The sequence below is a fragment of the Acinetobacter tianfuensis genome, assembly GCF_003611465.1.
GTDB lineage: Bacteria > Pseudomonadota > Gammaproteobacteria > Pseudomonadales > Moraxellaceae > Acinetobacter > Acinetobacter tianfuensis.
This window is the reverse complement of the sequence record NZ_RAXV01000112.1, coordinates 1-293: the sequence shown is the minus strand read 5'-3', so window position 1 is coordinate 293 and position 293 is coordinate 1. Positions and strand designations below refer to the sequence as shown.

The following is a 293-nucleotide window of genomic DNA, read 5'->3' as shown; positions in this document are numbered from 1 at the left end:
CATTATCTTGCAGCTGCAGGTCTGTCTTATAAAACAGATGGTGAAGGAACTATAAACTTACCTCTTACAAATGCCATTCAAATCATTCGTGGTTCTAGCACTGCTATCGAATTCCACATGAATGCAGCGGCATCAAAACAGGCAAATGGAATTGAAACTATTGCGCTGCCGAAAGATAAGATTCTTGCTCAGAAGCTATCAAAGGCTGTTGCTGATGTATTCGGCAGTCGGCTGCGCGGGGAGAATGGTTGGATTGATCAATCACAGTCGGCCCGTGGAAAACTTGGCTTTGT

The 293-nt window shown here is 44.4% G+C and carries 1 pseudogene; it reads left to right on the top strand.

From position 1 onward, the window contains the following. Nucleotides 1-293: pseudogene (locus tag D7V32_RS17120) on the top strand (N-acetylmuramoyl-L-alanine amidase); the annotation flags it as partial.